Raw genomic sequence first — 25,763 nt, 5'->3', positions numbered from 1 at the left:
CAATTACAGGCAAGCTCACCTGCACCAGTAGACGCCTTTGAACATAGCGAGGAGGTCTGGACACCCCCAGAATTTTCGAAATTCGATTATAGAGACCACCGGTATCAAGCGGACACACGGCTGACACAGGGGAGAAAATCTCATGGTTGCCCATCCACAATCCGAATGGCGTAAGCGTTATGAGCCGACCGACGACGGCTTACGCTTCATGAAGCTGACCTACACCGGCAATTTTACGGACCTGCCGCCAATTCCAGACGGCATTCTTGGCGACCGTGTCATACGGCAACGCATGAAAACAAAAATTATGGAGCCTTTGAGCGAGGCGGACGTCCTGCGTGATTCCCTCACGATTGACGAGCTCAACGATTTCAACAATTACATCGCCTGGTGCCTGTGGGATATGGTCGTCCTGCGGGCAACGGAAGGCGCATCCGGCATGATCCCCCGGCAGGAATACGAAATCCTTGCCTTCGCACAATGCTTTTACCGCTACCCGGAAATTATGGACGCCATCACCCGGGAAGTCGGAGCCAAAGGCGTGATTGAGATTGGCGCCAGCGCGCGCAAAGAAATCGGCACGAAAATCAACTGCGTCCATGACTTCTGCGTCGGCAGCGTGTCCTTTGGCATGGGGCGCTGTGCCTTGCTGGCGCTGGAAGCAATCGAGCCAAACGACTATGTCGAGGAAAGCAACACGCTGTTAAAATTCACGCAGCGCGTGTTATGGGGCAAACGGCAGGATGGCTATATCTTCAATTCGCAGAACCGCTATCGCTGCGCCATCCACGACCAGGATATTATCGACAGGCTGCTGGGCGAATGCATCGACTTCCGTGACGAAAAAGAAAAACACGACGCCTTTCTCGCCTTCAACGCCACTGCGGAATTGCTGGCGTTCTTCGATCATTACGACTGCCGGCTTGGCGTCGGCGACACCGGGCCTTACGAGCTGCCGGACGGTCGGGTTCTTCTGATCCGCGATATTTTCGTGAACGAGGACATCTACCACTGGAGCGATGCCTGCGAGGAGCTTCCCTATTGCTACACCCTGGCAATCATTCTCAACCTGGACGCCATCGGGTTGAAGGAAATTCGTCTCAACGACATCGGGACGACCTTCACCATTCCAAAAAATTACCTGGAAGCCCTTGAGGGCGGCGCTATTTTTGTCCGGGAAAAGTGGGATACGCCGATGGGCGAGCTGTATCCTCTGGCGATCAAGGACCTTGAATCCCATGTCGAAAAAATACGCAAGGCAACTTTCAAGCTGTACCTGAAAACGGCGCGTATGTCGCGTAATGAGTTGATTCTAAACGGTATTTATACATATTTTATCGGCTTTCTGCTTCCGCATCTACGGAAAAGCGGCCTCTATGACTATGCCTGCAAGGACCTGAAAATCTGGGAAATCGACCAGCGTATCGCGAACTACTATTACGAAATCCCCAAGCGGAATTTTGCCCAGGCCGTCGTGCCGCAAAAGGTCTTTTCGGGCATGGGCTATTTGCCTTTCCCGGACACTGCCAATCCAAAAGCTTCGAAATATTTCTGGCGCTAAAGACGGCGCTGCATTTTTAAGGATCGATATCCCATGCCGCAAACAAGCCCCTATCCGCATCTTTTAGCGCCCCTGGACCTTGGCTTTTACACGCTAAAAAACCGGGTTCTCATGGGCTCCATGCACACGCGTCTCGAATCCGAAGCACAGGGCTTTGAGAAGCTGGCAGCCTTTTACCGTGAACGCGCCCGGGGCCAGGTTGGGCTCATCATCACCGGCGGCGTTTCCCCCAATCCCGAAGGCGTCCTTGGCCCCGACTGCGGCAAGCTGACGACCCAAGAAGAAGTGGCCGAACACGCCAAGATCACAAAAGCCGTCCATGAAGAAGGCGGCGTCATCTGCATGCAGATTCTACACCCGGGCCGCTATTCCCAACTCGATACCGCTTTTGCGCCATCGGCCATCCGTTCACCGATCAGCAAGGTGACCCCAAAAGCGATGACGGAAGAGGAAATCGAAAAGACCATTGCCGACTTCGTCGATTGTGCCTTGCTTGCAAAACGGGCCGGCTATGACGGCGTTGAAATCATGGCCTCGGAAGGCTATCTGCTGAACCAGTTCACCACCCGGCACGTCAACCAGCGGACGGATCGCTGGGGCGGGGCAATCGAAAACCGCATTCGCCTGCCTCTTGAAATCACGCGCCGCACACGCCAGGCCGTCGGCGAGGACTTTATCCTTATCTACCGGCTTTCAATGATCGACCTGATTGAGGACGGCAACACCCGGGAAGAAGTCATTTTCCAGGGCAGGGAAGTCGAAAAGGCCGGCGCGACCCTGATTACGTCCGGCATCGGCTGGCACGAGGCGCGAATTCCGACGATCGCGCAAATGGTGCCGCGCGCCGCGTTCGTCGATATCGTCGCCGCCGTGAAGACGCATTTGTCCATTCCCGTCGTGGCGACGAACCGGATCAACACGCCCGAGGTGGCGGAAAATATCCTGGCAAAGGGCCTTGCCGATTGCGTCTCCATGGCCAGACCGTTTCTGGCGGACGCAAATTTTGTGCGCAAGGCGGCCGCTGGCAAGCCGGAAGAAATCAACACCTGCGTCGCCTGCAACGAGGCCTGTCTCGATTATATTTTCACCGAGCGTGTGGCGTCCTGCCTGGTCAATCCGCGCGCCTGCCACGAGACGGAAATTCCGATCACGCCTGCGCAAGAGATCAAGAAAATTGCCGTTGTCGGTGCCGGACCCGCAGGGCTGTCCTATGCCATCACGGCAGCCGAACGAGGACACAAGGTGACGCTTTTCGATGCTGGCCCGGAAATCGGCGGCCAGCTAAACCTGGCCGTAAAAATCCCCGGCAAGGAAGAGTTTCTTGAAACGCTTCGCTATTACCGCAACATGCTTGAAAAACACGGCGTCGATGTGCGGCTGAACCACCGCGTCAAGGCCGATGAATTGCGTTCCGGGAATTACATCGAGATTGTTCTTGCCACCGGCATCAAACCGCGCGTCCCGGAAATCGAGGGCATCGACCACCCCATCGTCCTGTCTTACACGGACGTAATCGAGGGGAAAAAAGAAATCGGATCACGGGTCGCCATCCTTGGTGCCGGCGGCATTGGCTTTGATGTCGCCGAATATCTGACAACCCCGGAAGGGCCGCCGGAAAGCCAGAACATCGACGCCTTCTTCGGCACCTGGGGCGTCGACAAAGCCGTCACCCATGGGGGCGGCCTTGCCGAACCGGCGACCAAGAAAGCCTACCGAGAAATCTATCTGCTGCAACGCAAGACGACGCCCCATGGCAGGGGGCTGGGCCGTTCGACCGGCTGGATCCATCGCACGACCCTTAAAAAACGCGGCATTCATAAAATCGGCGGTGTCACCTATCGCAAGATCGACAAGCACGGCCTGCACATTGCCGTCGACGGCGAGGACCGCCTTTTAGAGGTGGACAATGTCGTCGTCTGCACCGGCCAGGAACCGAACCGCGATCTTTACGACGCGCTGCGACACGCCGGCCTTTCGGCCACCCTGCTTGGTGGCGCCGAGAAAGCGCTGGAACTCGACGCCGCCACTGCCATCGCCGACGGCACACGGCGCGCCGCCACCGTCTAGACCCTCCCCTGATTCCCGCTCCTAAAACGACCCCGGTCAGGCCTTGCACGGCGCGCACCTTGCATGATGAAGCCCCGTCGGATAAAATTTGTCCGGACAAATTTTTTCGCAGAAACCCACCCTTTTTGGAGAAAACCATGGTCGCTGAGGCAAAACGCGTCGGACCAAATCGCACCCGCGAATCCTATGGCCGTTTTTTCGAGGAATTCCAGATCGGCGACATTTACGAGCACCGGCCGGGACGGACGATCACGGAATATGACAACACCGCCTTTACGCTGCTGACAATGAACACCCATCCCCTGCATTTTGACGCGGCCTATGCGGCAAAGAGCGAATTTGGAAAACCCCTTGTTAACAGCGCGCTGACCCTTGCCATTGTCCTTGGCATGAGCGTGAGCGACGTCAGCCAGAAGGCGATTGCAAATCTCGGCTGGAAAGATATCCGCCTGGTTGCGCCCGTCTTCATCGGCGACACGATCTATGCGGAATCCGAAGTGCTGGCGGCACGCGAAAGCAAAACGCGTCCCACGGCAGGTGTCGTTACCGTCCGCACAACCGGCAAAAAGGCCGATGGCACCGTTTTCATGGTCTTCGAACGAAGCGCCCTTGTCCCAAAGCGCGGGCATGGCATCGAGGACGACGCCAATTACTAAGCAGTAACAGGACCTATGGACATGGCGATGAATGAAAGCGACACCCTGATTCTGGACAGCATCGACAAATTCCTTGAACGGGATGTGCGGCCCCATGTCCTGGAACTGGATCAGAACGACATCTATCCAGAAGACATCGTGGAAAAGATGAAGGCGCTTGGCCTGTTCGGCGCGATGATCCCCGAGGAATATGGCGGCCTTGGTCTGAAGGCGACGCTCTATGCCGAGATTGTCGAACGCATCGCCAGCGTCTGGATGAGCCTTGCCGGCGTTTTCAACTCGCATCTGATCATGGCAAACGCCGTGCTTCGCTATGGCACCGACGAACAGAAAAAAACCTTCCTGCCGCGCTTTGCCACCGGGGAACTTCGCGGCGGTCTTGCCCTGACCGAACCCGATGGCGGCACGGACCTGCAGGCCATCCGCACGACGGCGACACGCGACGGCGACAGCTACATCGTCAACGGCACAAAAAGCTGGATTACGAACGGCCTCCACGGCACGTGCTTTGCCCTGCTTGTCAAGACGGACCCGAAGGCCGAGCCGCGTTCGCGCGGGATCAGCCTTTTCCTTGCCGAAAAGGGACCGGGGTTTCAGGTCGGCAAGAAGCTCAAGAAACTCGGCTATCGCGGTGTCGATACGGTCGAGATGCGCTTTGAGGATTACCGCATCCCCGCCGACCGTCTGATCGGCAGCGAAGAGGGCCAGGGGCTTAACCAAGCGCTGTCCGGGCTTGAAATCGGCCGCATCAACGTTGCTGCCCGCGGCGTCGGCGTTGCCAGGGCCGCCTTCGACGAGGCGCTGGCTTACGCGCAAACGCGCAAGACCTTCGGCAAGCCCATTGCCCAGCACCAGGCCATCCAGTTGAAGCTGGCCGACATGGCGACCCGGGTCGAGGCGGCCAGACTTTTGACCCAAAAGGCGGCAAAAGTTTTTGACGCTGGCGAACGTTGCGACATGGAAGTCGGCATGGCAAAACTTTTTGCCAGCGAAGCCGCGATTGAAAACTCCCTTGAAGCGATGCGCATTCACGGGGCTTATGGCTATTCCAAGGAATTCAATCTGGAGCGCTATTACCGCGACGCGCCGCTGCTGGTCATCGGCGAGGGAACAAACGAAATCCAGCGCCTGATTATCGCCCGACAGCTTGTCGAGCGGAACCCGGTTTAAGGGGCAACGCGATGCTGCCCCTGGACGGGTTTCGCATTCTCGCCGTCGAACAATATGGCGCCGGTCCCTTCGGCACGATGCTGCTGGGCGATCTTGGCGCCGAAATCATCAAAATCGAGAACCCCGCCGACGGCGGCGACATGGCGCGCGCCATCGGTCCCCATTTTCTCGATTCCGGCGACAGCGAGTTTTTTCAGAGCTTCAACCGCAACAAGAAAAGCCTGACATTGAACCTGAAGACAGCCGAGGGGCGCGAAACGCTACGCGATCTGGCACGCAGTGCGGACGGACTGCTCGACAATCTGCGCGGCGATTTGCCGGACAAACTGGGCCTGACCTATGCCAGCCTTCGCGACGTCAACCCGCGCATCGTCTGTGCCCACCTGACGGCCTATGGACGCGGGGGAAGCCGCGCCGCCTGGCCCGGCTACGATTATCTGATGCAGGCCGAGTCCGGCTATTTAAACCTGACCGGCGAGCCGGACGGGCCGCCGTCGCGCTGTGGCATTTCCATCATCGACATGATGACCGGCGTCATGGCCGGGTTCGCGCTTCTGTCCGGCATGCTGGGCGCACGCGCAAGGGGCCAGGGCTGTGATCTGGACACCAGTCTTTTCGACACGTCCCTTCACAACCTTTCCTATCTTGCCACCTGGTACCTGAACGAAGGTGTGAACCAGACCCGCGAAGCGCGCTCAAGCCATCCATCGCTGACGCCGAGCCAGCTTTACCGAACGAAAGACGGCTGGATTTTTATCATGTGCAACAAGGAAAAATTCTGGCCAATGCTGGCGCGCGCAGTCGGCCATCCGGAATGGGGCGACGACCCCGCCTTTCGCAGTTTCGCCGACCGCCTGAAACAACGGGAAAAACTGACGGACATGCTGGATGCCGCCTTGCAGGCGCGAACAACGACGGCATGGCTGGCCCATTTCGCGGGCCAAATCCCGGCGGCGCCCGTCTATGACGTTCGCCAGGCCCTCGACAATCCCTTCGTCCGGGAGAACGGCAACATCGGCCGTTTCCACCCAAAAACGGGGGAAAGCTTTGAGATGCTGCTTGGCCCCATCCGCGTCCCCGGCGAGACGCCACGCGCCGAACCGGCACCGGCGCTGGGCGCCGATACCGACGCGCTTCTCGAAGAACTTGGGTACGACAAGGCGCGGATTGCCGATTTACGTAAAAAAGGGGTGATTGGGTGACGCGCCGGATGGCCACGCCGAAGCCGACCACGCCGAAATCGGGCGTCCCTAAACCGGACATCTTGAAGCCGGGCATTCCCCGCTACCGCGCCGTCGCCGCCGCCCTCGACCAGGCAATTGCCAGCGGCGAACATGCCGTCGGCACGACGCTGCCGCCCGAAAAGACCCTTTGCGAAACCTTCGGCGTCAGCCGACATACAATCCGCGATGCCATCCGACTGATTGAGCGCGATGGCCTGGTTTCACGCCGTCAGGGTTCCGGCACAACCGTGTGTGACGCAACGCCCGATGCGCGCTACGTCCAGTCTCTCGATTCCCTTGATGAGATTTTACAATACGCCGCCGCAACGACGCTTTGCGTGCACGACATGCGTGAAATTACGGTCAGAGACGCGACGGAATGCAAGCTGCTTGGCGCCGCACCCGGTGAACGCTGGCTTCGCATCGAAGCCATGCGCCTTGCCGGCACCCGTATCGACGGCACCCGGAAAAACCAGCCGATTGCCTGGACAACCCTGTACCTGCCGGAAAGATTCTTCGCCCTACGCGACAAAATCGGGACCGTTTCCGAAGCCATCTATCGCCTGATCGAAAAACGTTTCGGCGCACGGATTGCTGAAATCGATCAGGAAATAAACGCCACTGTCATCATTGATGACATGGCGCGGCGGCTTTGCGTCGATCCCGGCACACCGGGGCTTCACATCACGCGGCGTTATCTCGACGTGGCGGGAAGGCCTCTGGAGGTGGCCGTCAACCTGCACCCGGCAAAACGCTTTGCCTACCGGATGCAGCTACGACGCACACACGCCTAGGTGCGCGCATCTAGGTGTGCGCATCTAGCGGTAGTGCAGGACGCGGTATTTGTCGAATTCGATCCGCTTGCCCGGCGGGATGACGACGGTCGTCATTGGGTCGCGGATAATGGCGGGGCCTTCGACGACGTTGCCGGCGGCAAGTTCCTCCATCTGCCAGACCTGAAAATCCTGCCAGACGCCTTTGTGGAACACCTTGCGCGTTTCAACATAGGCCGACGAGGAAGGCTTGGCCCCGGACATGGGATGTTCGCGGATTGCAGGCTTCGGCTTTGGCGCGACCGCCTGGATATAAATCTCGGTAATCGAATAGCCTGCATCCTGAAAGCGCGCACCCTCTGGATAGATTTTCGTATACATGTCTTCGAAGGCGGCGATGATACGGTCAACATCGGCGGCGGATTTCAGCACACCAAAATCAAGCGGCGTGTCGAAGCTTTCAAGCTGACCGAGATAACGGGCATATGCGCCATAGCGGAAGGAGATCTGTTTCGGATCAACGCCTTCCTGAGCCATCTCGTCCTTGGCGGTCTTTTCAAGGCCACGCCAGGCGGCATCCAGCTGCTTTGCCATTTCCGTTTTTGCGCTTTCCGCCATGCCGTTCGGCACCGTGCCGACAAAACTGCGGTGATAGCGGTGCATGTATTCCGCGCAGGCCGCCCCAAAGGCCGAGAACCCCGCCGCCCAGGGAAAGGTGATGACGTTCGCCAAATCGATCCCATCCGAATAGCCCCACATATGGACAGGCCCGGCGCCGCCATAACACAGCATGGTGAAGTCTCGGGGGTTGTAGCCCTTCGAGGTAATCATCGTCGAAGCAAGGTCACGCATTTGTGTGTTGATAACTTCGAGAACGCCGCTGCCCGCCTCATACACATCAAGGCCAAGCGGCTTTGCAATCACACGTTCCAGTTCGGTCAGGGCCCGATCCTTGTTGAGGCTGATCTTGCCGCCCAGGAAATAATCGGGATCGACATAACCGAGAGCGACGTTCACATCCGTCACGGTCAGGCGATCGTATTTGTAGCAGATGCCGACTTCGGCACCGGCGGATTCCGGCCCGACGCGCAGACGTTTATAAGCATCGACCTCAATCGCCGAACCGGCACCGGAACCGCCCGAATCAATCGCCACCATCGGCAGCGCCAGACGGTGGCCAGCAAAATCGGCGTCCTTACGAATGCCCAACATGCCATTGACGATCAGCCCCACATCAAAGCTGGTGCCGCCCATGTCCGCCGTGATCGCGTTCTTGATGCCAAGCTTCTCAGAAAAGACCTGGGCGCCCATCAGCCCGCCAATGGGGCCGGAGATAATTGTCTCGTAAAGGCGCGGGTAATCCATGTTGACGGCACCGCCGTAGGAAAGCAGCGTCAGCAACCGACCCTCATAGCCTTCCTTAATCGCGGCATTTTCGACGCCGCGAAGCGCTTCGCGCGTCAGCTCGGCAGCAAAGCACTGGATCAACAGACTCTTCAGGCGATTGTTTTCGCGTGAAACCGGCGCGACATCGGCAGACGTAACGACCGGCACCTTGCGACCGCTTTTTTCGATAACCGCCTCGGCGATCTGCCGCGCGGTATTCTCATTTTCCGGGTTGGCGTAGGAATTCAGGAACAGAATGCCGATCACTTCCACATTGCTGGCAAGCAGTTGTTCCACACCCTTGCGGACATGGGCCTCGTTCACCGGGATCATGACCTCGCCGGCGCCCATATGGGACTGCATGAAATAGCTGCCGCCGCAGATCCGTTCGCTAATGCCGACAACGTTGCGCGGATCGACCATCGGGCGCGTGTGTTCATGCAATTGCTGATGCAGGATTTCAGCCTGAGTCTGACCAAGATAGGTGAGCCCACCTTCCATGATGGTTGCATGTTCAAAGCCGCGCGTCACCAGAAGGCCCACCTTGCGGCCGGTGCCGGTGAGAAGCGTGTTCAACATGCCGGTCCCGGCATAGATGGCGACAGATGCCTGGCTGTGCACGTCTGTTGATTTCAGCCCCAGATTGCTCGCCGCGTCTTCAACGGATTCAAGGTAGCTCGATGCCTCGTCCTCCCGGTTCGTCAGCGACTTGCCAATCGTAAAATCGCCATCCGGCTTGACGAGAATCGTATCCGTCATCGTGCCCCCCGCGTCGAGCGCTAGGATGTAGTTTTTTTCGTTACCCGGTGACGCGGCGGCCTTCGCCATTAAAAAATCCCCCTGTTTTAATCGAACGCCCGAAAACCGGACGCGATCGAGCTTTTTTTAAGCCTTGGCTTTGGCCCAGCCGGCGGTGACCTCGCCCGTCCGGTCCTGGTACCAGTCCGGTTTTGCGTCAGGCAGGGGCTGGTCAACAAAATCCCGGTAGAAACGGTCAAGATCCGGCAACATCTCAAACACAATCGGATAGCCCGGGGGCACTATTTCAACCGCAAGCTGCGCGGCACAACCCGGGCAATAATATTCGCGGATAACAACCCACTCCGGATCGGGGCAGGCCTGGGCCGGATAATAGACTTCCTGAATTTCTTCCGGCGTCTCGCGCAGACGAATAAACGCGCCCAACTTCCAGTTTGACCGATAATCGCCAAACTCATGGCCGCAGTCGCATTTCACGACACGGTCACCGTTGTCCTTGCACACGATGTAAAGGTGGTCGGTAAGCCGAAGCATAATCTTATCTTTCCACGGCACGCGCGCCTGCAGGACTTCGAGATAGGTCCAGAATCGTTCCGGGTCTTTGTTGTCCATCTTGAGAAGCGACCGCGCGTCTTCATGGCTGATTGTGCCTTCGACCAGCTGTTCGACCAGGCCTTTATCCACCTTTGCCATCTTGCCTCTCCTAAATCACAAAGTCGGAATCGAGGGCCCAGAAACTGCGAAACTCGTTGTCGAATTTTGCAAAACTCATCGAACCTCGATACATGTCCGCAATCACCTCGCTGAAACCACGGTCCAGCACCTTGCGGCGCTCGTCCTGCCACCATTCGGAAACCGGGCGTCCCTTGGCAAGGCGCTGCTTGCGAATTTCAGCGCGCTTCTTCTCCGTCGCCGCCGCGTCAATCGTCCATGTGCCGTCGGCGTTTTTGTTTGCAACGACGCCATAAACCCGGGCCGCATGTTCATAAGGCACCCAGCCCATGTCGAGGTCTTCGCGGATCAGGTCCAGTTCGCGCTCGATCGGGTCGCCCCAACCGCCGGACGCGCCCGCCGCATTGGCCCATAAATCATTGTTCTGCATTTCCAGTTCCGGCGGATCGTAATTCCAGACCTTCAGGTCATCGACCTTAAGCGTGCCATCTGCAGCCTGTTCGATCAGTTCAAGGGCATTGCGCGGCGTCTCGCCGCTGTCCTTGATCACCGCGTCGATATTCGTGCCCCGGGCCGTCACGGTAAACGCATTTGGCGGCGGATAACCACCGCTCATGCCGATGCCCAGGAAGGTCGTGATGGCCGTGCCGCCGCCGCTGTGACTGACGCCCAGGCGCTGGCCCGGTTCGACAATCCAGTGGACCGAGGATTGGCCAAGGCCACCGCGATATTTCCCATGGCCACAGAAACCCGGAAGCAGCGACCGGCCGAGATAGAAGAAAGGCGGGATCAGATATTCGAATTCTTCGGCATTGCCGACATTCGAAAGCTGCGTCCACTCAGCCCAACACATGGGCTCGCCATCACGGTAGCAGAAGGCCCCCCGGGAAACGCCGCCAACCCACTCAAAATTCGTAAACCCGTGAGGGGTGCCATCGGCAAGCACGCCGGAACCCTGCACACCTTCCCAGTCACCGTCCGTCGTGAAGGCCTCTTCCATGTAACCGCGCGCAAACATGGCACGGTTCATGGCATTGAAGGCGAGGCTGTTCATCATGACGGATTGCGCCCAGATGACGGCGGTACTGGCAAATTCATTGTCCGGGTTGTAGAGGCAGCCTCTTGGATATTTGCTTTCAACGGCAAGGTTGATCGCCGCCGTTACCTTCGTGTTATGGGAAAAGGTGTTCACCATGCTGAGATAAAGCGCGCAATCGGCACCGCCCGGAAAACCGTTGAAGGCGTGATAGCCCCAGCGCGATGTCCCTTCCATGTCGACGACGACGCGACCGCGATCGTCGATCTCCAGGCTTTGACGCACATGGATCAGATGGTCCTTGTCGGCATGGGGCCATATCTGCTGCATGCCTTTGTATTTTGCGATCCGAAAGGCGCAGCCCTGCTGCATGCCTGGGATCATCAGGGCATGAATGTTGTCCATGATCCGCTGGCGGCTTTCTTCAATGATCTCGCGGATCGCGCGACGATAATAATCAAAGCCGAATTCCTCGACGATTTCGTGGATTGCCTTGTGAATCATCGCACAACCGGCAAGACGCATCTTGTCGTCGAGAATGTTCAGCGTCGCCGCCCGCGTGCGCCGTTTCCAAAGCGAATTCCACCAGGTCGCCTGACGGAGATTTTCCCCCGTCTTCATGGGCGGAAAAACGAATCCATCCATAAAGGTATCGACGCTAAAACTTGGCCAGCTGCCGGCAACCGGCGCGCCGGCCTCCATGATGTGGTTCAACCCAACCGCCCAGCCAACAACCTCGCCGGCAACAACGATCGGCACATAACAATAGGTGTCGCCCGGATGCGGCGCGCCACCCGTCAGGCCGTCATCCGTCATGAAGACATCGCCATCCCGGATGCCGGGGTTGTCCTCGTAGCCTTCATCGATCATGTAGCGCACGGCCACCGGCATCGCCGCACAATGGGAGAAGAAGCCGAGGGAAAGGGCAAGTGAGTCACCTTCCGGTGTCGTCAACGCCCAAAGGGATTCGCCCATTTCGCGGCCACCGGGAGACGCCGCGACGTAACGGGCCACCTCGCGTGCCGCCAGCACGCAGGAATGAATGCGTGAATAAAACCGTTCGTATTTTACCGGGTCTGAATCGCGAAGCGTAAGCTCGGTAACGCCACAATAATGGCCGGTGTCTTTTGTCAGCTGGYCCCGCTGCGCCAGCAATTCACGAAGCGTAAGACCGCCCGCCCCGGACGTTTCCTCTTCGCGCCGAACAGGCTTTCTAATGACGTTCATCCCCGCAACCCTCCGATCCTGGCGAGGCCGAAAGCATGGCCTCAAACGCACCGACCCTGCCAGACCGACGCGCAAAACCGTTGCAAAAAAACTCTGAAGCGTTCGTGTCCTTCCTCGCTCCGCATTCCGTCCCTTCGAGGCGGGGCACCGCCTAGCAGGATTTCTTTTAAGCCCATCAGCTTTTCACGTATCCATATTCGCGGCAAGTGCCGCGATATCTAGAAATTGCTTGCAAAGCAACAAAAACCTTCTCACCTTGGCCTGCAATGACCGAGGCAATCTCTCTTCTTCTCTCCCCCTACACGCTAGGCGGTCGGCGGTTTTCGAACCGACTCGTCCTTTCGCCGATGGTCGTCTATTACGCCAGGGACGGTTTCTCGAACGACCTGCTTTTTTCCCACCTTTCGAAATTCGTGATCGGCGGCTTTGGCCTCGTCTTTACGGAAGCCGCCGCAGTTGAAAAACGCGGGCGCATCAGCCACGGCGACCTTGGCATCTGGAAAGACGACCACATCGCGCCGTTGAAGCGCTTTACGGATTTTGCGCGCGCCCATGGGACGCTTTCCGGGGTACAGCTTGCCCATGCCGGCCACAAGGGAAGCTATCAACGCGCCTTTGAAGGATACCAGCCGTTGGGAGAAACGGACGCCGCGCGCGGCGATCCGCCATGGGAAACGATTGCGCCATCGGCCATGGCCTATGTGCCCGGCGGCCCGGCCCCGCGCGAGATGTCCCTAGACGACATCGAAGACGTGCAGGCGGCCTGGCAGGCGGCGGCGAAGCGCAGCGTCGAGGCAGGCTTCGACGTTCTGGAAATTCATGCCGCGCATGGCTATCTGCTGCACGAATTCCTTTCACCGTTGACGAACCACCGCAAAGACGCCTATGGCGGCGACCGCAAAGGGCGGATGCGTTTCTTGCTTGAAACCACCGCGCGCATACGCAGCGTCTGGCCGAAAGACCGGCCGCTTTTCGTCCGCCTGTCCGTCGTCGACGGCATAAGCAAGGGCTGGTCGATTGAGGATTCAATCGCCCTTACGGAAGCATTAAAAGCGGTCGGCGTCGATGCCATCGATTGTTCGTCCGGCGGCGCAGCAACGCTGGGACGCAAAGACGGGCTGCCCCGCGGACCAGGATTTCAGGTGCCGCTGGCAGAAGAGCTGCGCAAGACAACCAATGTGCCGACCGTTGCTGTCGGCCTGATTACCGAACCGGAACAGGCGGAAGCCATTTTGCAGGAAGGCCGCGCCGATCTGATTGCCATCGGGCGCGCCGCGCTGGACGACCCGAACTGGGCGCTTCACGCCACGCTGGCCCTTGGCGACCGGCTGGATTATTCGGCCTGGCCGCCGGAATATGGCTGGTGGCTGGAACGTCGCGCCCGAACCGCCGCAAAGGCGGGTCAAAAGAAGTAACCGTTCGCGTTTTCTTTACACGCCTTCCCCGCCGGCCTTCGCACGCAATTCCACCAGCGTGTCCGGGTTGACCAGGGATGACAGATCGCCGGGGTCGATCCCAAGATAGGCGGCGCGCACAACGCGGCGCATGATTTTCATGGACCGGGTCTTGGGAAGGTCGGCGACGAAGACAATGTCTTTCGGCAGAAAGGCCTTGCCATGACCGCCGACAACCGCGTCGGAAACTTTTTTCTTCAGGGCCTCGTCCGCTGTTTCGCCCACAGCCGGCACGCAAACGCAAACGACGACCGACCCCTTGATTTCATCCGGCACGCCGACGGCGGCGGCCTCGGCAACCAGGCCAGTCTCAAGAATGACGCCTTCGATCTCGGCCGGGCCTGTCCGCTTGCCCGCAACTTTTAACGTGTCGTCCGAACGGCCCAGGATGTACCACATGCCGTCTTCGTCGATGGCCGCCCAGTCGCCCTGGCGCCAAAGATTGGGGAAGGTGCTCCAATAGGTTTCGATGTAGCGATCCGCGTCCTTCCACAAGCCCCGTGACAATCCGATAGAGGGCAGACGCAACACCAGTTCGCCGACCTGGCCGGGCATGATTGCCTTGCCCGCGTCGTCCACGACATCGGCCCCCATCGCCGGCATCGGCGCGTTGAAAGAACAGGGCTTTAAGGGCAGCGTCACAATGCTGCCGATGATCGCGCCGCCAATTTCGGTGCCGCCGCAAATATTCAGGATCGGCACTTTTTCCTTGCAGATGTGGTGGAAAAACCACCGCCAGGAATCCGGCGTCCACGGCTCGCCGGTCGAGACCGTGATGCGCAGGGAAGAAAGATCATATTGTTCGGCAAATTCCGCGCCATGGGCCATAAAGATACGAACGATCGTCGGCGCGATGCCGAGAAAACTTGCCTTGTGGTCCTGAACCAGGCGCCAGATGCGGCCCTTGTCCGGGTAATCCGGCGTGCCTTCCACCAGCACCATCGTCGCACCGGCAAACCCTGCCAGCAGCACCTCAAGGGGACCAACCACCCAACCCATGTCGCTGATCCAGAGAATGCGGTCGCTTTGTTTGAAATCCTGACAGAGCACAAAATCGGCAATGACCTTTGTCAGAAAACCACAATGGGAATGCACCGTCCCCTTCGGCTTGCCCGTCGTGCCGGACGTATAAACAACCATGAAGGGCGCTTCAGCGTCCATGACCTCTGTCGGCAAATCCGTCGGCATGTCGGCTGTCAGTTCCGACCACCAATGGTCGCGTGCCGCATTCCACGGAACCGTCTCGTCGAACTGTTTCAGAACGACGACACTGTGAACGGAGGGCGTATCATCAAGGGCCTCGTCAAGGGTGGCTTTCATCGGCACGCGTTTGCCGCGACGGATGGCCGCGTCCACCGTGATAACTGCTTTCGCCTCACAATCGTTCAGGCGCACGGCGATTGCCTGCTTTCCAAAACCGGAGAAAAGCGGCACGACAATGCCGCCGATCTTGGCGACGGCAAGAAACGCAGCGGCAACTTCCGGTACCATCGGCATGAAGAGGCCGACGGCATCCCCCTTGCCAATGCCCAGCTTTTTCAAGCCGGCTGCAAGGCGCGAGACCTCTGCGTCATATTCCGCGAAGGTCCATTTGCGCTGCTTGCCGTCTTCGGCTTCCCAGACAACAGCGTCCTTCTGCCAGATCGACGTATCGCGGTGACGGTCCAGCGCGTTCAACACGACATTTGTCGTGCCACCGACGCACCAGCGCGCCCATTCGATCCCGTCCGAAGTATCGAGAACACGTTCATAGGGTTTGTAAAAGCGGATGTCGTAATGGCGGATCAACGCATTCCAGAACCATTCCGGGTCCGCGTTCGAACGGTCAAGCAGGGCAGCAAAATCGGGCAGATTCTCGCTACGGAGAAACGCCGTCAAATTGCTTTTCTCTTTAATCTCGGGCGAAGGGCGCCAGAGAATTTCTCCGGTTGGAATTTTCCCCTCTGCCATCGCCCTTCCCCTGGTTTCACCGCGTCCGCGTTACTTCTGATTTCACAGCATCCGCAACGTTACTTAACGAATTTGCGGAAATCAGGCTTGCGCTTTTCCATAAACGCATTCACGCCCTCGCGGGATTCATCGGTATCGTAGTAAAGGGCAAGCGCCTGCATGCCCAGATTGCCAATGCCGCCGATGTGGTCCGTATCGGCATTAAAGGATCGCTTGGCAATGGCAAGGGCCGTTGGGCTTTTTTCCAGAATCTCGGTGCACCACGTGGCAACCTCTTCATCCAGCTTGTCATGGGGTACAACAACGTTTGCCAGGCCCATCGCGCAGGCCTCATCGGCCTTGTAGCGCCGACAAAGATACCAGATTTCACGCGCCTTCTTCTCGCCAACGGCCCGGGCAAGATAGGCGGTCCCATAGCCGGGATCGACAGAACCCACCTTCGGCCCCACCTGGCCGAATTGCGCCTTGTCCGAAGCAATCGTTAAATCGCACAGCAGGGCAAGTACGTTGCCACCGCCGATGGCGTACCCCTGAACCCGGGCGATAACCGGCTGCGGCGCGAGGCGGATCGCCGCCTGCAATTGTTCGATCTGCATGCCGAGCGTGCCCTTGGCCCCGTAACTGCCGCTATGACCCGACTGGTCGCCGCCGGTACAGAACGCGCGGTCGCCCGCCCCGGCGAGCACAATGACACCGACGTCACGGTTCCAGCTGGCATCCGCAAAGGCGTCCAAAAGTTCGTCTACGGTCTGCGCCCGAAACGCGTTCATTTTGTCCGGGCGGTTGATGGTAATCCGCGCAACGCCTTCTTTTACTTCGTAGAGAATGTCTTCATAGGCCATAATGGCTGCCCTTCCCCGTCCTTGTTCTAATTGCACCAGCACCGCCAGCATAACCGCCACGATAAATCGCCAAAAAAGCCAGTTTTTCAGCTGTTTTTTTATCAAATGCAGAACGGTAAGCTTGACAGGCCCGCGCGCAAAAGCCTAGCTAATGCTAGTTAGAAAAAAAGTGAAAAGCAAACAAAAATGATGGCAACCGCTGCCCCCAGCCCGGCCCGCAAATCCGCCATCTCGCGGCAGGAAATACTGGGCGCCGCCGCGGCGCTTTTCCGCCAGAAGGGCTATTACGCAACGACGCTGCGCGACATCGCCAGCGCCGTCGGCATGAAGGCCGGCAGCGTCTATTACCATTTTGATTCAAAGGAACAGATTCTCGAAGCGGTCCTCGACATCGGCATCGAAGCCGTCTTTAAAGACGTTCGCCACAAGGTCGAAAACATGGCCGAAAACGCCTCCTGGCGCGAGCGTTTTCACGTCGCCATAGGGGCCCACCTGGCTTCGCTTGTTCAGCACGGCGATTACATGTCAGCAAATGTTCGCGTCTTTAGCCAGGCCCCCGAACACATTCGCAACCGTCACATGAAAATTCGCCGGGCCTATGAAGATTACTGGGCCGATTTGTACCACCGCGCGCAAAAAGCCGGCGCGGTCCGGGGCAACATCAATCTAACAGCCTTGCAGGCCCTTGTTTTCGGTGCCATGAACTGGACAATCGAATGGTACCAACCTGGCCGGGAGAAGATCGAGACCCTTGCCGAGGCGTATACAGACATCCTCATGAACGGCATTCAGCCAGCGGGAACGGGATGACAACGCAAATGCAAGATCCACCCAGCCCTCTCCGGGCGCCCCCGCAACAGACCCGACGACGGAAAAGCGAATGGCATTGATTGCATCAAAAATCGACACAGCCTCGGAAGCCTTCCTGGAAAACAAGGCGTTCTATGAGGAAAGGATTCAAACCCTTCGCGAACGCCAGGCGCACGCCGTTGATGGCGGCCGCGATCGCCAGATCGCGCGCAACCGTTCGCGCAATAAATTTCTTCCCCGCGAGCGGATCAACATGCTGATTGATCCCCACACGCCTTTTCTGGAACTTTCAACCCTCGCCGCCTGGGGAAAATACGACAACGCCGCCCAGGGTGCGACCATCGTCACCGGCATCGGCATCGTTGCCGGAACGCCCTGCGTCATCATTGCCAATGACCCCACCGTCAAAGGCGGCACCTTCTTCCCGGAAACGGTGACAAAACATATCCGCGCCCAGGAAATTGCGTTGCAGAACAAATTGCCGGTCATCTACCTTGTCGACAGCGGCGGCGCCTTCCTGCCCCATCAGGACGAAGTCTTCTCGGGCCCGCGGCATTTCGGCCATACCTTCTATTTGCAGGCCCGCCTGTCCGGCCAGGGGCTGACGCAGCTTGCCGCCGTCTTCGGTGGTTCGACGGCGGGCGGCGCGTACATTCCGGTTCTTTGCGATTATGTCGTCATGGTCCGGGGATCGGGCCGCATTTTTCTGGGTGGCCCGCCGATTGTGAAAGCGGCCATCAAAGAAATCGTCGATCCGGAAGCCCTGGGCGGCGCCGACATGCACACACGGGTTTCCGGCGTTTCCGACGATTTTGCCGACAGCGAACCGGAAGCCCTGGGGAAATTGCGCGCCACCATCGCCCGACTGAACTGGACGCGGCCGGCCCATGCAAAAAAGCAGCCCACGAAGCCGCCACGTTATCCGGCAGACGAATTGCTTGGCATCGTGCCGAAGGACCGCAAAAAAGGTTTTGACATGTACGAAGTCATTGCCCGCCTGGTGGACGACAGCGACTTTGAGGACTTCAAACCGCATTTCGGCGAAGAACTGATTTGCGGGATTGCCCATCTGCACGGCTATCCCGTCGGCATCCTCGCCAACAACGGCATCCTGTTTGCCGATTGCGCGCTAAAGGGCGCCCATTTCATTGAAAAATGCTGTCAGCGGAACATTCCATTGCTGTTCCTGCACAACGTCACCGGCTTTATCGTTGGCCGGGAGGCCGAGGAAGGTGGCATCGCGAAACACAGCTCGAAGCTTGTTTACGCCGTCGCCAATGCGCGCGTGCCGAAATATTCCGTCATCGTCAGCAATTCCTGCGGTGCCGGAAATTACGGAATGTGCGGCGCAGGCCTGATGCCGAACTTCCTGTTCACCTGGCCCACGTCCTACATCGCGACGATGGCCGGCGACACCGCCGTCGTCGTCATGACGGAAGTCAAAAAAGCAGGCATCGGCGGCGGCAAGGTGACTCAGAAGGAACTGGATGACATCGCCGAACGCACCCAGGCGCTTTATGCCAAACAGGGCGACCCCTATCACATCACGGCGCGGGTCTGGGACGACGGCCTGATCGAACCGACGAAGACGCGCGACACGCTGGGCCTGTGCCTGGCCCTTGGCGACGCGCTTGAACCCGAGACGGGCTATCACCCCGTCTACCGGATGTAAGAGAACATGGTTTACGAAACGCTCAAAGTTGCAACCGACGACCGTGGCGTCTGCCAGGTGACGCTTGCACGCCCGGACGTTCACAACGCAATGAACAAAGCGCTGATCGCCGAAATGCGGGACGCGGTACGCAACATCGCCGGGGACCAGAAAATCCGTGTCGTCGTGTTGACGGGCGAGGGAAAAAGTTTCTGTGCCGGTGGCGATTTGCGCTGGATGGAGGCCAATGCCGCCATGACGCGCAAAGGCCGCATCAAGGAGGCCGGTGAACTTGCCGACATGCTTTACGAATTGGACAGCCTGCCAAAACCCGTGATCGGGCGGATCAACGGGTCCGCCTATGGCGGCGGCACGGGCATGATGTCCGTCTGCGACCTTGCCATCGGCGTCAACACCGCCCGCTTTGGCCTGACGGAAGTGCGCCTCGGCCTTATACCGGCGACCATTTCGCCCTATGTCGTACGGCGGATGGGCCCAGGAAATGCACGCACGGTTTTTTTCAGCGGCCGGCTTTTCTCCGCCGAGGAAGCCCATGGGCTGAACCTTCTAAGCCAGGTGGTGGCCCCGGAAGATCTGGACGCGGCGATCGAAAAAGAGGTCGCGGAATTTTTACAGGCCGCGCCGGGCGCGATTGCCGCGACAAAACGGCTGGTCCATTTCGTGGCCGCGCACGACCATAAAGAAAACCGCGATTACACGCTGAACGCGCTTGCCGATGCCTGGGAAACCGAGGAGGGCCAGCAAGGAATTGCCGCCTTCCTGAACAAACAGGCCCCCTGGTGGCGAAAAGGAAAAAAACAATGAAATGCCTGCTGATCGCCAACCGGGGCGAAATTGCCGTTCGCATCCTGAAGACTTGTCAAAAGCTTGGCATTCGCACCGCCGTCACCTATTCCGAGGCCGACGCCGACGCACTCCACGTGCGCCTTGCCGACAAAGCCTATTGCATCGGCCCTAAGGAAGCGGCGGCCAGCTATCTCAACATCGACGCTATTCTAAAAGCGGCAAAGCGGGCGAACGCGGACGCCATCCATCCCGGCTATGGCTTTCTGGCCGAAAGCCCCGCCCTGGCCCAGGCCTGCGCGGAGGCGAACATCGGCTTCGTCGGGCCGAAGGCCGACGTCATACAAAAAATGGGGTCGAAGGTCGAAGCGAAGAAAATCGCCGAGGAAGCCGGGGTCCCGGTCGTCCCCGGCCATTACGGAACCCAGGACGGTGCCACGTTGCAAAAAGCGGCAAAGCGTATCGGCTTCCCGGTTTTCATCAAGGCCTCGGCCGGTGGCGGCGGCAAGGGCATGCGCCTGGTTGAAGACGAAAAAACCTTTCTGGAAACCCTGTCGCTCGCACGCCAGGAAGCAAAAGCCGCCTTTGGTGACGAAACCATCCTGCTGGAAAAAGCAATCCTCAACCCGCGCCACATTGAAGTGCAGGTCGCCGGCGATAAGCATGGAAACGTCGTTCACCTGTTCGAACGGGAATGTTCCATCCAGCGCCGCCATCAGAAAATCATCGAAGAAGCCCCGGCAGGTTTTCTGGACGAAAAAATGCGCGCGGCGCTTTTCGATTACGCCATTCGTATCACCAAGGCCATTGGCTATGATTCCCTCGGCACGATCGAATTTCTTTATGACGAGGACACCGGCGAAGCCTATTTCCTGGAAATGAACACGCGCCTTCAGGTCGAACATCCGGTGACGGAAATGATCACCGGCCTGGACCTTGTCGCATTACAGATCGGGATCGCCACGGGCGACGCTATCCCCTTCGCACAAAGCGACCTTGCCGTTTCCGGCTGGGCGATTGAGGCGCGCATAAACGCCGAAGCCCCGGCCGATAATTTCCGCCCCGAGATCGGCCCGGTGTATCTCTATGACGAACCCCAAGGCGACGGCGTGCGCGTCGATAGCGGCGTTGCCGCAGGCAGCGAGGTCATGCCCTGGTACGACCCGATGCTGGCCAAGGTGATTGCCCATGGCAAAGACCGCGAGGAGGCCCGCCAGCGTTTAATCGCCGCCCTTGCCAATTACGCCCTGGCCGGGGTGACGACGAACATCGCCTTTCTGGGCGACGTGCTGGCGCATCCGAATTTTTCGGAACGACCCCTGACGACCCGGTTTCTGGTCGAAAGCTTTCCCGATGGCTGGAAAGAGGCCCCGGCAGAGGCAGACGCAGTTCTGGCCGGCATTGCCTATGTGCTGCATGTGGAAACCGGCGCACCGGAGCCCGGCACAAACGCCGCGTCCCCCTGGCAATCCCTTGGCCCCTGGCGGGTGATGGACCAAAGCATCAACCCCGGCGTGACCCATCTGCGCCTGCAACGCCAGGACGCGGCCGAAGACGTCAAAATCGCCGGCCATGACGGCAATTATTACGTCACCCGGGGCGAGCAAAGCGTCGATGTCCGCGCCAAACGGCTGCCCGACAATCGAATATGTCTGTGGATGGATGGCGAACGGCACGAATTTCGCGCCGTTATTACCGAAGATCAAATCGTCATCGCCGGCGATGGTCACAACACCGTCTTCACGCTGGAATCCCACCTTGCCGCCGAACAGAGCGCCAGCGCCCCGCAAACAACCCACCACACCCTTTACGCGCCCATGCCGGGGCTGATCACGGCCCTTTCCATCACGAAGGGGGACCGCGTAAAAACGGGTGACGTTCTGGTTGTCATGGAAGCCATGAAGCTGGTCCACAATCTGGTCGCCGAAACAGATGGCATCGTCGAAGACGTCCATTGCAAACAGGGTGCCACCGTCGCGCACAAAGCCCCCCTCGTCGAGATCGGCCCCGAAGAAAAAATAGCCGAATAACCCCACAGAGCAGGCCCGGCCATGGAATCCATCTACGCCACCGAAGAACTCGACCTTTTCCGCGAGCAAATTCGCCGCTTCCTGGTGGAAGAAGTCGAACCCTTTGGCGAGCAGTGGGAAGAAGACGGCATGGTCCCCCGCGAGACACTCCACAAGATGGGCGCCCTTGGCTTTTTCGGCCTCACTTACCCCGAAAAACATGGCGGTGCCGACCTCGACACCCTTGCCACCACCGTTCTTGCCGAAGAACTTGGCCGCTGCACCTTCGGCGGCTTTACGGCCACCGTTCTGGTGCACACAGACATGGGCTCGCCCCATCTGGCCAACGCCGGCAATGCGGCGCAGATGGCGAAATACATGCCGAAAATTACGACGGGCGAATGGATTACGGCCATCGCCGTGACGGAACCGGACGCCGGGTCCGATGTCGCCGGCCTGCGCATGCGCGCCGTGCGCGAAGGCAACGATTACGTCCTGAACGGAACGAAGATGTTCATCACCAACGGGATCCACGCCGACCTTTTCTTTGTGGCCGCGCGAACGGACCCAAGCGCGAAAGGGTCGCGCGGCATTTCAATGTTTATCGTCGAAAAGGGAACGCCGGGCTTTCGCGCCGGACGCGCCCTGAAGAAACAGGGCTGGCTGTGCTCCGACACTGCCGAACTGATCTTCGAAGACTGCCGCGTGCCGGTCGAAAACCTTCTCGGCGAGGAAAACAAAGGCTTCTACGCCATCATGAAAAATTTTCAGAACGAACGCATCGTCCTTGGCGGCATGTCCATCGGTGCCTGCGACAAGGCGCTGGAACTGACCCTCGATTACGTCACCACGCGCAAGGCCTTTGGCGGCGTGCTGTTCGACTTACAAGCCATCCGCCAGAAACTTGCCGAACTGGCCGGCAAAGTCGAAGCCGGACGCCAGCTTGTCTACCACGCCGCATGGCTGGACGCCCAGGGGCGCGACTGCATCAAAGAAGTCTCGATGGTGAAAGCCTTTTGCGGCGAGCTTGCAAATGAAGTGCTGTACGCCTGCCAGCAATTTCACGGTGGCGCCGGCTATCTTCGCGAAACGCCGATCGAACGCATGTTCCGCGACGTTCGCATCCTGTCAATCGGCGGCGGCGCGACGGAAGTCATGCTGGAAGAAGTCGCAAAGCGAATGGCAACGAATTAAGAACGAAGGAACGCAACCGTGCCGAAAGAACCATCGGATCCAAATGTCTGGCGCATCGGCCAGTCCGACGAGGACCTGCGCAACGCGCCGACCGTGTACCGGAACGACCTTTTCAAGGACAAGGTGGTGCTGGTTTCCGGCGCCGGAAGCGGCCTTGGGCGCAGCATTGCGGCGCTTTTTGCCCGCCTTGGGGCGACGCTGGCCATTTGCGGGCGCGACGAGGAACGCGTTACCTCCGCCGCCAGATTTTTCGAATCCCTTGGCGCCAAGGTGCACATGCAATTGATGTCCATTCGCGACCCGGACCAGGTCGAAAACCTGATGGATGGAATTTGGGAACGCTTTGGCCGCCTCGACGTTCTGGTCAACAACGCCGGTGGCCAGTTCCCCCAAGAAGCGATCGAATTTTCAGACAAGGGCTGGAAGGCGGTCGTCGATACGAATCTGAACGGCACCTGGTACATGATGCAACGCGCGGCGCGGCGCTGGCGCGACAAAAAACAGCAGGGAAATATTATCAACATCATCGCCGTCCACGACCGTGGCATGCCGGGCATTGCCCACACCGGCGCGGCACGAGCCGCCGTCGAAAATTTGGCAAAGTCCATGGCCGTCGAATGGGCGCCTTATGGCATTCGCGTCAATTGCGTTGCGCCGGGCACCATCTCGACCCCGGGCTTTCGCCAATATCCGAAAGAAGGCGTCGCAAGCTTCAGCCATGCCAATGTCCAGAAACACCCCGGCGACATGCACGACGTTGCCCAGGCGGTTGTTTTCCTGGCTGCCGAAAGCGGCAAGTTCATCACCGGCGATGTAGTCCATGTGGATGCCGGCCAACGCCTGTGGGGGGAATGTTGGCCCGCCGGCAAGCCCGATTATTACAAGCTTGAAGACTGAACCCATGGAAACCAAGGACGCCAAATCCCGCAGCCCTTTTCAGGCCCTTGTCGGCTATGAACATGTCGGTCGGCACGAAAACGGTGTTGTCCTTGAATTGATGGTCGGGGAACAGCATTTGGGCTCGCGCAATAGAATTCATGGCGGTGCCGTCGCCACCCTGCTTGATGCGGCGGCGGGAAACGCCTTCTTTGACCTGATTGAGGACGTCGAACGCACCGTCACGATCGAATTGTCGGTTCGTTACCTCGATACCATCTCCGAAGGCCTGATTACCGCCGTCAGCCGCATCGATTTTGCAGGCAAGACCATCGGCCACGCCTCGGTCAATTTGTACAAAGGCCCCGAGGGCGGGAAGCTGATGGCCACCGCCAACGGCGTCTTCCGGCTTTATCGCAAGAGCCATGCTGTTTAACGCCCTTGCCGGAACCCGTGTCCTTGACCTGTCCCAATACCTTCCAGGACCGCTTGCCACACTAACGCTCGCCGATTTTGGTGCCGATGTTCTGAAAATTGAGCCACCCCTTGGCGATCCGATGCGTGGGATGCCGCCCCTTGGACCCGATGGCATCTCGCGCATTTACAAGGCCTGCAACCGTAACAAGACGACCCTTCGCCTTGATTTGAAAAGTGCGGCTGGCAAGGCAAGTTTCGAGCGCCTGTTAAAACAGGCCGACGTGCTGCTTGAATCTTTTCGTCCCGACGTGCTGACCCGTCTTGGTTTTCCACGCGAACGCATCAACGCCCTCAATCCCCGCCTCATCCATTGCGCGCTGACCGGCTATGGCCAGGACGGGCCCCTTGCATCCACGCCCGGCCACGATTTGAATTACATGGCGTTGGCAGGCGGGCTGGCCACGTCAGGCAGCGCGGAAAGGCCGGGGTTTTCCTTCCCCCCTGTCGCCGATCACGCCGCCGCGCTTCACGCCGCCATGGCCATGCTGGCGGCCCTGCTTGAGCGTACAAATTCCGGACGCGGCGTTTTTCTGGACATCAGCATCGCCGAATCCGTCCTGCCCTGGCAGCGCCTGTCGCTGGCAGTGGCGGAAGCCGATGGCGCGGACATTTCCCGGACCGGCCATGAATTGAACGGCGGTGCCGCCTATTACCAAATCTATGAGACAAAAGACGGCGCGTTTGTCACCCTTGGCTGCATCGAAGAAAAATTCTGGAAGAATTTCTGCGAAGCCGTCGGCCAGCCGGACTGGATTCACCGCCAGGGCGAAGCAATCCCTCAAACGGACCTGATCGCAGCCTTGCGGGAAAAATTCGCCACCGCCACACTGGCCGAATGGCTGAAAACCCTTGGCGACGTCGATTGCTGCTTTCAGGCGATTGTCAGCACCACCGGGCTGGTCACGCATCCCCATTTGCACAGCCGCGGGTTCCTGCAACGCGCGCAACAGGACGGCGAAGCCTTCACGGAAATTCTGTTCCCCGCCCGAGCCAATGACGCCGCCCCAGCGACACGCCGGGAATGGCGGGAAACGGATGCCAAGACAGCGTTGGAAAAATGGGATTTGCGGGACGGCCCATAAACCGACACCGGGGCGGCATCCTGAAGGCGACCGCAACCCTTTATTAACCTCATTTAAAGACCTTCCATAAGAGAGTGAACGCAA

General features: G+C 58.9%; 20 protein-coding genes. 15 read left to right on the top strand and 5 right to left on the bottom strand.

The window, feature by feature from the left end; genetic code table 11:
- Positions 1-142: 142 nt before the first annotated feature.
- The 6 genes from COA65_02715 to COA65_02690 all read left to right on the top strand — a co-directional run bounded on the left by COA65_02715 (position 143) and on the right by COA65_02690 (position 7,471).
- Complete coding sequence (locus COA65_02715; GenBank protein ID PCJ61143.1) at positions 143-1,561, top strand: hypothetical protein; 1,419 nt, start codon at positions 143-145, stop codon at positions 1,559-1,561.
- A gap of 33 nt (positions 1,562-1,594) precedes the next feature.
- Positions 1,595-3,628: an NADPH-dependent 2,4-dienoyl-CoA reductase gene (fadH, locus tag COA65_02710; protein ID PCJ61142.1), complete on the top strand. Its 2,034-nt coding sequence runs from the start codon at positions 1,595-1,597 to the stop codon at positions 3,626-3,628.
- Between the two features lie 137 nt (positions 3,629-3,765).
- A complete protein-coding gene (locus COA65_02705; protein PCJ61186.1) occupies positions 3,766-4,284 on the top strand; it encodes a dehydratase in 519 nt (172 codons plus the stop codon).
- A gap of 15 nt (positions 4,285-4,299) precedes the next feature.
- On the top strand, positions 4,300-5,454 hold the full coding sequence (locus COA65_02700) for an acyl-CoA dehydrogenase (GenBank protein ID PCJ61141.1): 1,155 nt from the start codon (positions 4,300-4,302) through the stop codon (positions 5,452-5,454).
- Positions 5,455-5,465: 11 nt separating this feature from the next.
- A complete protein-coding gene (locus COA65_02695; protein ID PCJ61140.1) occupies positions 5,466-6,656 on the top strand; it encodes a CoA transferase in 1,191 nt (396 codons plus the stop codon).
- Positions 6,657-6,664: 8 nt separating this feature from the next.
- Entirely contained in the window at positions 6,665-7,471 is an 807-nt protein-coding gene (locus COA65_02690; protein PCJ61139.1) for a GntR family transcriptional regulator, read from the top strand.
- A 24-nt stretch (positions 7,472-7,495) separates the two neighbouring features.
- Here the strand turns inward: COA65_02690 and COA65_02685 are convergent, their stop codons facing one another.
- From COA65_02685 to COA65_02675, 3 genes are read right to left on the bottom strand one after another with little or no spacing between them, the layout of a single operon-like run.
- Positions 7,496-9,664 (bottom strand): hydantoinase, encoded by a 2,169-nt coding sequence (locus COA65_02685; protein ID PCJ61138.1) that lies wholly within the window; start codon positions 9,662-9,664, stop codon positions 7,496-7,498.
- A gap of 57 nt (positions 9,665-9,721) precedes the next feature.
- Positions 9,722-10,288 (bottom strand): acetone carboxylase subunit gamma, encoded by a 567-nt coding sequence (locus COA65_02680; GenBank protein ID PCJ61137.1) that lies wholly within the window; start codon positions 10,286-10,288, stop codon positions 9,722-9,724.
- A 10-nt stretch (positions 10,289-10,298) separates the two neighbouring features.
- Positions 10,299-12,530, bottom strand: coding sequence for a hydantoinase (locus COA65_02675; protein PCJ61136.1), 2,232 nt, complete (start codon positions 12,528-12,530; stop codon positions 10,299-10,301).
- A 266-nt stretch (positions 12,531-12,796) separates the two neighbouring features.
- Here COA65_02675 and COA65_02670 point away from each other — a divergent pair, with 266 nt between their 5' ends.
- Positions 12,797-13,945, top strand: a complete 1,149-nt coding sequence (locus COA65_02670) for an NADH:flavin oxidoreductase / NADH oxidase (protein ID PCJ61135.1) — start codon at positions 12,797-12,799, stop codon at positions 13,943-13,945.
- Positions 13,946-13,960: 15 nt separating this feature from the next.
- Here COA65_02670 and COA65_02665 read toward each other — a convergent pair whose 3' ends face one another.
- Positions 13,961-15,934: an AMP-dependent synthetase gene (locus COA65_02665; protein PCJ61134.1), complete on the bottom strand. Its 1,974-nt coding sequence runs from the start codon at positions 15,932-15,934 to the stop codon at positions 13,961-13,963.
- A 59-nt stretch (positions 15,935-15,993) separates the two neighbouring features.
- Positions 15,994-16,776 (bottom strand): 1,4-dihydroxy-2-naphthoyl-CoA synthase, encoded by a 783-nt coding sequence (locus COA65_02660; protein ID PCJ61185.1) that lies wholly within the window; start codon positions 16,774-16,776, stop codon positions 15,994-15,996.
- Positions 16,777-16,962: 186 nt separating this feature from the next.
- On the opposite strand from COA65_02660, the gene COA65_02655 reads away from it, so the two are divergent.
- The 8 genes from COA65_02655 to COA65_02620 all read left to right on the top strand — a co-directional run bounded on the left by COA65_02655 (position 16,963) and on the right by COA65_02620 (position 25,679).
- Positions 16,963-17,586, top strand: a complete 624-nt coding sequence (locus tag COA65_02655; GenBank protein PCJ61133.1) for a TetR family transcriptional regulator — start codon at positions 16,963-16,965, stop codon at positions 17,584-17,586.
- A gap of 70 nt (positions 17,587-17,656) precedes the next feature.
- Positions 17,657-19,258, top strand: a complete 1,602-nt coding sequence (locus COA65_02650) for a methylcrotonoyl-CoA carboxylase (protein PCJ61132.1) — start codon at positions 17,657-17,659, stop codon at positions 19,256-19,258.
- Between the two features lie 6 nt (positions 19,259-19,264).
- A complete protein-coding gene (locus tag COA65_02645; GenBank protein ID PCJ61131.1) occupies positions 19,265-20,062 on the top strand; it encodes an enoyl-CoA hydratase in 798 nt (265 codons plus the stop codon).
- Positions 20,059-22,071 (top strand): hypothetical protein, encoded by a 2,013-nt coding sequence (locus COA65_02640; protein ID PCJ61130.1) that lies wholly within the window; start codon positions 20,059-20,061, stop codon positions 22,069-22,071. Before COA65_02645 ends, COA65_02640 begins: the two co-directional genes overlap by 4 nt.
- A gap of 21 nt (positions 22,072-22,092) precedes the next feature.
- Entirely contained in the window at positions 22,093-23,244 is a 1,152-nt protein-coding gene (locus COA65_02635) for an acyl-CoA dehydrogenase (GenBank protein PCJ61129.1), read from the top strand.
- A gap of 54 nt (positions 23,245-23,298) precedes the next feature.
- Positions 23,299-24,141 carry a short-chain dehydrogenase gene (locus COA65_02630; GenBank protein ID PCJ61184.1) on the top strand — a complete coding sequence of 281 codons (843 nt, stop codon included), beginning with the start codon at positions 23,299-23,301 and terminating at the stop codon, positions 24,139-24,141.
- On the top strand, positions 24,065-24,556 hold the full coding sequence (locus COA65_02625) for a hypothetical protein (protein PCJ61128.1): 492 nt from the start codon (positions 24,065-24,067) through the stop codon (positions 24,554-24,556). The genes COA65_02630 and COA65_02625 overlap by 77 nt, the downstream gene beginning before the upstream one ends.
- Complete coding sequence (locus COA65_02620; protein PCJ61127.1) at positions 24,546-25,679, top strand: carnitine dehydratase; 1,134 nt, start codon at positions 24,546-24,548, stop codon at positions 25,677-25,679. The genes COA65_02625 and COA65_02620 overlap by 11 nt, the downstream gene beginning before the upstream one ends.
- Positions 25,680-25,763: the final 84 nt, after the last annotated feature.

The sequence above is a fragment of the Rhodospirillaceae bacterium genome, assembly GCA_002746255.1.
Classification (GTDB): domain Bacteria; phylum Pseudomonadota; class Alphaproteobacteria.
The sequence above is the reverse complement of the archived record's forward strand: the minus strand, read 5'-3'. Positions and strand labels throughout refer to the sequence as shown.